Genomic DNA, 7,268 nt, shown 5'->3' with positions numbered 1-7,268 from the left:
CACCCACCCACCCTTGTTCGACCTCCGGTCGGGGGCCCGGCTCCGCCGGGGTGGATGGTGGCCGTTCCGAGCGCGAAAGTCTGGTTGCCGTGGCTCTCCCACCCACCCATGGAGATAAGCCATCGGGGGTCCGCCAGAAACCCCCAGGTCAACGCCTCAAAGTAGGCTCTGACCTGGGGATATGTCTTTCAGCGGCGTTGGAGGTGTCCCACTGTCGCCAACTGATACCAGCTTCTGCTTACCAGTCGCGGGCCACACACGGGCCAGTGTGTTCCCGTGTCGTGGTTGCTTGGCATGGCGTCTCACCTGGCCTGATGGCCTGGCGGTCCGGATCGCGGGGCGTAAGCTTGCTACGCCTTGGCCCGTGCTGTCTGCCGGTGCTTGCTCTGCGCTGCGGCGGGACGTGTCCCCCTCCTCACACTTCCTCCCTTCCCGGGGTGTCATCCCGTCCGCTATCGCCCGGAGTGTGGCTGAGCGGGCCAGGGGTGGCCGGTCCAGGTGGAGCCCCCCACTGGAGGAACGACCTGGACCGGTCGCCCCTGGTCTGCTTTGCTGCGCGTAGAGGTGATGGCGGACGGGGTGACACCACGGCTCCCCAGCCACGCCACCACGCGACCCGCACCCATTCGCGGGCTCCCCCCATCCTGGACGCAGGAGCCCCCGTTCTTGATTTCCTGAGATGCGCGGTCAGTCGTCGCTGAGGACCTGGGTCATCCAGTCCAGGGATCGAGTCTTGAGCGCTTCCTCTGCGAGCCGCTTGGCGCTCGGCGTGTGGAGTGCGGCGAGTGAGCTGTCGATCCAGGGCTGAACATTGCTATGGCCCTGCTCGCGATACTCAAGCGCCTGAATGAGGCATTCCAGCTTGTCGGCGTCGCGAGCGCAACGGCTCTCCAGGCTGGTGCGCTCCTCGTACTCTCCCACGGCATCTGTGATGATCGTGGCCACGCTGCTGGGGAGACCAGCCACCTGGTGGGCCGTCACCTCCTGGTTCGGTGCAGCCTTGAGGTAGCGCTTGCCCACGTAGGGGATGTCGGTGGTTCGGGTCTCCTGCGTGTCGTGGAAAAGGCTCATAAAGGCTGTGCGCTCGGGGTTCGCGCCCTCCATGGCGGCGATCACGCTTGCGATGATGGCTGTGCGGAAGGAGTGTTCCGCGACGCTCTCCGGGTCCTTTACTCCGGCGACCAGCCATCCGGTCCGCTTGTAGCGCTTGAGCAGGCCAATCTCGTAGAGGAGGCCGGTAAGCCGCGAGAGTTCATCCGCCATGAACTGCCCTTCTATCGACGCTGGGACATGCGGAGAGCGTAGAACACTTCCTGTAACTCTCGGCGGGATTGATCAGAGATCCCATCGCTGTCGAGCGTACGGGTGAGCGGGGGCGTCAGTTGATCCACGGCGTGGGGGAGAAGGGCAGGTCTGGATGTGAGCAGAGACCAGAGGGTATGGGCAACCACGTCGATGTAGGGATTCGCGGCGTCAAGCTTGGCGATCAGGTGATCAAGTAGGCGGGTGCCGTGCCATGTGTGCGGTTCGATCATGAAGGTGTCGGCTATCTGGGGTTCGGCCAGTTCCCCTAACCAGTACGCCCAGTAATTGAGGTTCGCGACTTCGCATTGATCGCTGCCGATACTTCCTCGGATGAAGTGGGCCAAGGCATCACGGTCACCGAAGCGTGCGAGGGTATGAGCGCCTGACCGAACAACGGCCCATTCGGGTGTCCATTCGGCAGTGTGCCGAATACGGCGTTCTTCGGTGCGTTGCATGACGGCAAGCCAGTCGGCGGTCTCACTGGAGTCGTCGAATCCCGATACGTAGTGAGCCTGCCTGCGGAGAAGCATGCCGTCCACTTGGGTAACGTCGGCGAGTTCGGTGATGACTTTCAGATGAGTGAAGACATGATGAGTCTCGTCGGCGGTAAGTGTAGGGCCTGAAGGAACCGGACCTCGTCGGGCTCTCGGGGAGATGACTTGGGTCAGGACTGCGGGAGTCTGCTTGGTGAAAGGCCAGGCCAGCAGGTCAGTAAAGGAGCGTGTGATCACCCATGAGGCCAGTGGGTGACCCGTGGGCTCTGCTCGGTCGGTGCTGAGGATGTAGCCGAGGAAACGATCCGCTTCCATCGCTAGATCCAACTGGGAAAGCAGCCGTGGAGCGACGGGAAGTCCCAGAAGTGTGTGCTTCAAGGCGAGATAGCTGCCCACGGGAACGGCCATGAGTGGCCGACGGCCGGATTCCCAACCCTGGACCGTCGTAACGTCCATGTTCAAACGTTCGGCTAGCTGCTCCTGAGTGAGCGCGGTGGATTCGCGCATGAGCTTGAAGACGTAGCCGGAAATGCGCCCTTCACGGCCACGCTCGGCCAAACCCCGACCGGTGGTCAGTGTTGAGGGTCGTCGTTGAGGCATTGGGGGCTGTCACCGCCGCGTACTCGGACTGTCAGTCAGTTCTATCAGGCAAGACACGCTCATAGCGTACGCATGAGGAAGTACGAGGAACTCAGCGTAACAAGGCTCCGGATAGTGCGCGATGTTTCGGTCCTTGCCGCCGGAGTACCAGATCTAGGCCGTAAAGGAAACGGACCCGTCCCCACATGGTGCTCGAACACCGGGAACGGGTCCTAGGCCGCAATGGAGGTGCGACCTGATGCAGGAGTTTAGGGGTAATCCGAGCCGTCGAAGGCTCAAGAGTCAGCAAGAAGATCGGTTACCAGGGGAACGCTCTGGTGCGGGCGATGACGGGCGGGTTGATGCGCTCGGTGGCGCTCACCGTAGGCCGGATCATGCGGCGCGGACGGTAGTGATGCAGCGGCCTTATCAGCATCTGGTCACTCACCCTGTCTCGGTTGGGCTGGCTCGGGAACAGGTGCGGGGCAAGCTCATGGAGTGGGCACGGTGTGACCTGATCGACTCCGCTGAGCTGATCGTGACTGAGCTGGTCACCAACGGCATTCGGGCCACCCTCGACGATCTCAAGGTCAAACATGGGCTCAAGGTCACGCACGCGGTCGATGACGAAAGCGACGAGATCGACGACGGTATGCGGGTCATCGACCCTGAGACCGGAGAGCCGCTGATGGGGATGGTGGGGGTTGCCATCTACCGCGTTGCGGACGGGGCGGTGATTGAGGTCTGGGACCCTTCCCGTCAGCCTCCCCGGCTGGTCGAGCCGACGGGGGACACTATCGGCGGGCGGGGGCTCGTGCTGGTCGATGCGGTGTCGGAGGAGTGGGGTTACCGGCGTCCGGCAAGTGGCGGGAAGGTCGTTTACGCCAGGATCGGGGCGGGCTCGTGAGCGGGGGGCATCACGTCGGGCCTGCGGTCGAGAGCGATGAGGACCTGTTGAGGTCGCTGGAAAGCCTGGTGACCGAGCGGGGTATGAGCGCGGCCTACTTCCCCGGGACTGCGGGCCTGGATGGCGACGGGGTCTCGTGCCCTGCCCTGATGGTGTTCGACTCGGCGGGCGCGGAGGTTGCTCGGGTGACCGTCGCTCGGCGGGCGCGGACGTTTCAGGTCTCGCTGTTCAAGACGGAGTTGCCGCGTCTGCTGCCGTTTCGGGTTGCTGCGGATGCGGCGGGGATGATCTGCGGTTACCGGAGTCCTGCCGGTCCCGGGATGGAGCCGGGCGGGTAGGGGTGAGGCTCCTTCGGCTGGGCCGTTGCTCTCTCGGGGTCGGGTCGACTCCTCCCCCGATGGTGAGCCATTCCGCGTTCTTTCGTCCTTTTCTGGCGCGGGGTGCGGGCCTGCCGGGGGTGGTGTGGCGGGGCGGGTTGAGCTGGGGTTGCGAACCTGGTTCCCCGTTCCGCCGCGCGGTGGTGTCCCGGCTGTTCGGCCGGGGGTGGTTGTTCGGCAAGACGGTCAGTGCGGTCAAGGGTCATGGGTGAGGGGAAGGGGTGTCGGCAGTGGGCCGGGTGCAGCGTCGCCACCGTGCTCCAAAGGCGTTACGGCTGGGGATCTTCTGGGATGGGGGGTGGTTCAGTCACCTGTGGAAGTACTTCGGGGACCATACCGAGTGGGATGTGACGCCGTCCTTTCGCGGGACCACGGATGTGATCCGCTGGTATCTGGCTCGGGTGTATGACAAGCCGGTCGGCCGTGTGCAGGTGGCGGAATCTCACTATGTGCTGGGGCGTCCCCCCGCCGACTTCACGGGCCGGTGGTCGGGGCTGGAGTGGGATCGCCAGTTGGAGAAGGCGGGCCTTACCCGGCATGACGCGCTGATGACCTCGGCGGGTGAGGTCGGGGCCGATGAGCTGCTGACCAAGGTGACCCTGACGCGGGCGTGGGCGGCGAAGCTGGATGTGGTGGCCGTGATCACCGGTGACCGGGATTTCGTGCCGCTGGTGGAAGACCTCAAGCGTGGCGGGTTCAAGGTGCTGATCCCCCATATCCATGAGCCGTACGTGGACCAGACGGGCGAGGTGGACCGGATGTCGGTCTCCTCGGATCTGAGACGGGCCGCGTGTTACGCCCCTGGGTGGCGGCATCTGCTGGCGGGCGGGATGCGGCCGGAATATCGGCTCGTCTATCCGTTCACGCGCCCGGCGACGGGTGTGCCTCGTATCGGCCCCGACGCGGACGGCTGGCGGTACGGGACGATCAACAGCTGGCGGGGTGTGGGGGAACAGTGCTGGGTCACCGATCAGTCCGGTTACGGCTGGTATGTGCGGCCTGGGCTGCTGCCTGAGGGGATGAGGCTGGGCCAGCCGGTTCGGTGGACCGGGTCGGAACGGGTCCCCCCTGGTCTGAAGTTCGCTGAGGTCGAGCGGGTGGAGCCCTACGAGCCGTATGAATGGGGCTGGTAGCGGTGCGGGTGCTGTGTATCGCGGCCGACTACGCGGGGACGCTGACCACGCCCGGCGCGGCGGTTGATCCTGAGCTGGGGATGCGGCCGGTTGATCCGGCTGCGGCGGTGGCGTTGAAGGCGTGGCATGCGGCGGGGGTGCGGCTGCTGCTGGTGTCCAACACCAGGCCGGGCCAGGACCGGAGGATCGCGCTGCGGGCGGCCGGGGTCGAAGAGCTGTTCTCGGTGGTGTTGCAGAGTCGGCAACTGGGGATCGGCAAGCCCGACCGCGAGATGTACCGGATGGTGAAGGCGGCGGCGGGCGTGTCCCCCCGGAAGATCCTGTTCATCGGTGATCACCTGTTGCACGACTTTGACGCGCCGCGTCGGCATGGCCTGCATGCGGCGTTGATCCGGCCGCATGGGCTGGGGCCGGATGAGGTGATCCCGCGTGGGGCGCTGGTGCTGCCTCATGTGAGCCGGTTGAGCATGCTGATCTGGGAGCGTGCCGATCTGGTGCGGCAAACCCTGGTCGAGCGGTATGAGGCGGGGGCGTCCCTGGAGAGTCTGGCCGAAGCCGAGGGGGTGACTCGGCCAACCCTGGTTCGGCAGTGGATTCCTGCGGGGATGGTGCGCCGCAATGTGGGCTCTCCTGCGCTGGCTCTGAGCCAGACGGAGGTGAAGCCGGATTATCTGGTGACCAGGTACCGGGATGAGGGGGCGTCGCTGGAGACGCTGGCTCGGGAGACGGGTCATAGCGCGATAGTGCTGCGGCGCTGGCTGGTGGAGCTGGGCGTGGAGATTCGTGGTCCCCACGATGGCCGGTCGAGCGGGCGGCGGGCGGGCTGATCTGGAACGTGGGGGTGGGTTGAGCGGCTGTGGGGGGCTGCTCCTCTTCTCCGTCACGGAAACGGGGTCGTAGTCGTCCAGCGGGCCGGGCCTGGTGCTGGGTGCTGCTGGCGTTGTGAGTCCGGGTTCGGGGCCGGGCTTCCCTTCTAGGCAAGGAAAGGAGTCGAGTTGGCGTTCGTCTACGTGTACTTACAGGCCGCTTTGGCGGTCGTGGTCGGGCTGGCGCTGCTGCGGCTGGTGCGTCCGGCCGTCTACGACCGCGTGATGGTCCGGTACTCGGGCCGTCCGATACGCGGATGGCGGCAGGTACGGGCCATCGTCGAATACGCCGTTGGCTGGCCGATTCTGGCCTTTCATCTGGTGCAGTGGCTTCTGATTGGAGCTGCTGAGGGCGGCACGCGGTTGGCGTTCATCGTGCGGGGCCTGTGGCGTACCTCGGCAGCGCGAGGGGCTGAGGTACGCGAAAGCCTGGAGGCGCGTCAGGCGCGTCAGGTCGCGGGGATGGCCGCTCGCGCGGACTGAGCGGGTGTCGTCGGCAGGGCCGTAGGTGGTCGGGGCGGGTTCGTTTCGTGGGGCGAACCCGCCCTTTCGGATGTTTGGGCGGGCCGATGTCGGGCTGATCTGCTGGCGGCGGGTGGAGGTCTGGTCTGGGGGAGGTTGGCGCGGGCCGGAACGAGTCGGGATAGAGGCGAAGGTGTGGAGACGATGAACGACGGCTCTGACCGGTCAGGGCAGGGCGGGCTGATCCGCCGTACGGGCAGTGAGGCGGTGTATTTGCAGATCGCCGACATCATCGCGAGGCGGATCGTTGATGGTGATCTGCGGCCAGGTGATCGGGTTCCGAGCGAAAGCGAAGTGGTGCAGCAGTTCGGGGTGGTGCAGATGACCGCTCGGCGGGTGCATCAGGAGTTACGCGAGCGGGGGCTTTCCCATACCGTGCCCGGTGAAGGCTCTTTCGTCGGCCCCGAGGGAACGCCGAAGGCGGATCATCTGCGCCCGATGTATGTGCAGATCGCCGACACGATCGTGAAGGAGATCCGTGCGGGGGAAATCGCGCCGGAGGGTCCGATTCCCGGGGAAGCGAAGCTGATGGCGAGGCATGGCGTGGCCAAGGCCACGATCCGGCATTCGATTGCCTTGCTGCGTGAGGCGGGGTGGGTGATCACCATTCCCTATCAGGGGACCTTCGTGGCTCCACAGGACAGTTGGCCTGAGCAACCGGGCTGAGCGGTCCGACCATGGGCGGGGACTTGGGGTTGCAGCGTGGAGGCCGGTCAGAGCAAGACAGGGCCGTGCCGACGAACTTGGGCGGCGTTAGGGGCGCTGGGTACCGGTGCGTGGTGGTACGGGGCTGATCCGGGTGAGAGCGATGGGCCGGCGGAATGCCGTAGGCACCCGGAGGGCGACCGTGAGGGAGTTCGGCCGGCGCATCGCGGCCCGCACATGTCGATCTTGATTGGTTCCGCGGCGCCCTTCTTAATGATCATGGTCCCTCTACCAGGGGCGGGGGCCTGGCCGCTCCCGCCGGGACCGGCCGGAGGCCGCACGCCCGGCGGGGAGGGCGGCCGGGTTGGCCCTCGCCGCCCGCGTAGCGGGCGGCCGTTGAGTCGGCATGAGGCGCGGTATCGAGATTGCTCTCAACCCGT

8 protein-coding genes are annotated in these 7,268 nt (G+C 65.8%); 6 read left to right on the top strand and 2 right to left on the bottom strand.

Features of this window, described 5'->3' with window-relative positions; translation table 11 throughout:
• Positions 1-687 precede the first annotated feature (687 nt).
• Positions 688-1,263, bottom strand: coding sequence for an HD domain-containing protein (locus KIP79_RS45705; RefSeq protein ID WP_214111346.1), 576 nt, complete (start codon positions 1,261-1,263; stop codon positions 688-690).
• 11 nt (positions 1,264-1,274) lie between these two features.
• Complete coding sequence (locus KIP79_RS45700; protein WP_250214947.1) at positions 1,275-2,357, bottom strand: helix-turn-helix domain-containing protein; 1,083 nt, start codon at positions 2,355-2,357, stop codon at positions 1,275-1,277.
• Between the two features lie 436 nt (positions 2,358-2,793).
• On the opposite strand from KIP79_RS45700, the gene KIP79_RS45695 reads away from it, so the two are divergent.
• The 6 genes from KIP79_RS45695 (at position 2,794) to KIP79_RS45670 (ending at position 6,849) form a co-directional block, all read left to right on the top strand.
• The gene (locus KIP79_RS45695) at positions 2,794-3,285 is read left to right on the top strand and encodes an ATP-binding protein (protein ID WP_214111345.1); all 492 of its coding nucleotides are present in this window, start codon (positions 2,794-2,796) and stop codon (positions 3,283-3,285) included.
• A complete protein-coding gene (locus KIP79_RS45690; RefSeq protein ID WP_214111344.1) occupies positions 3,282-3,623 on the top strand; it encodes a hypothetical protein in 342 nt (113 codons plus the stop codon). The genes KIP79_RS45695 and KIP79_RS45690 overlap by 4 nt, the downstream gene beginning before the upstream one ends.
• 488 nt (positions 3,624-4,111) lie before the next feature.
• On the top strand, positions 4,112-4,795 hold the full coding sequence (locus KIP79_RS45685) for an NYN domain-containing protein (protein WP_214111343.1): 684 nt from the start codon (positions 4,112-4,114) through the stop codon (positions 4,793-4,795).
• Positions 4,783-5,622: an HAD family hydrolase gene (locus KIP79_RS45680; protein WP_214111342.1), complete on the top strand. Its 840-nt coding sequence runs from the start codon at positions 4,783-4,785 to the stop codon at positions 5,620-5,622. Before KIP79_RS45685 ends, KIP79_RS45680 begins: the two co-directional genes overlap by 13 nt.
• A gap of 168 nt (positions 5,623-5,790) precedes the next feature.
• Complete coding sequence (locus tag KIP79_RS45675) at positions 5,791-6,144, top strand: hypothetical protein (protein ID WP_214111341.1); 354 nt, start codon at positions 5,791-5,793, stop codon at positions 6,142-6,144.
• Between the two features lie 183 nt (positions 6,145-6,327).
• Complete coding sequence (locus KIP79_RS45670) at positions 6,328-6,849, top strand: winged helix-turn-helix domain-containing protein (protein ID WP_214111340.1); 522 nt, start codon at positions 6,328-6,330, stop codon at positions 6,847-6,849.
• Positions 6,850-7,268 lie beyond the last annotated feature (419 nt).

This window comes from Acrocarpospora catenulata (assembly GCF_018476525.1).
Lineage (GTDB): Bacteria > Actinomycetota > Actinomycetes > Streptosporangiales > Streptosporangiaceae > Acrocarpospora > Acrocarpospora catenulata.
The sequence above is the reverse complement of the archived record's forward strand: the minus strand, read 5'-3'. Positions and strand labels throughout refer to the sequence as shown.

Bases quoted from the DNA above. Each gene is read 5' to 3' on its own strand.
- KIP79_RS45705 (WP_214111346.1), bottom strand. From the start codon at position 1,263: ATGGCGGATGAACTCTCGCGGCTTACCGGCCTCCTCTACGAGATTGGC.
- KIP79_RS45695 (WP_214111345.1), top strand. From the start codon at position 2,794: ATGCAGCGGCCTTATCAGCATCTGGTCACTCACCCTGTCTCGGTTGGG.
- KIP79_RS45680 (WP_214111342.1), top strand. From the start codon at position 4,783: ATGGGGCTGGTAGCGGTGCGGGTGCTGTGTATCGCGGCCGACTACGCG.
- KIP79_RS45670 (WP_214111340.1), top strand. From the start codon at position 6,328: ATGAACGACGGCTCTGACCGGTCAGGGCAGGGCGGGCTGATCCGCCGT.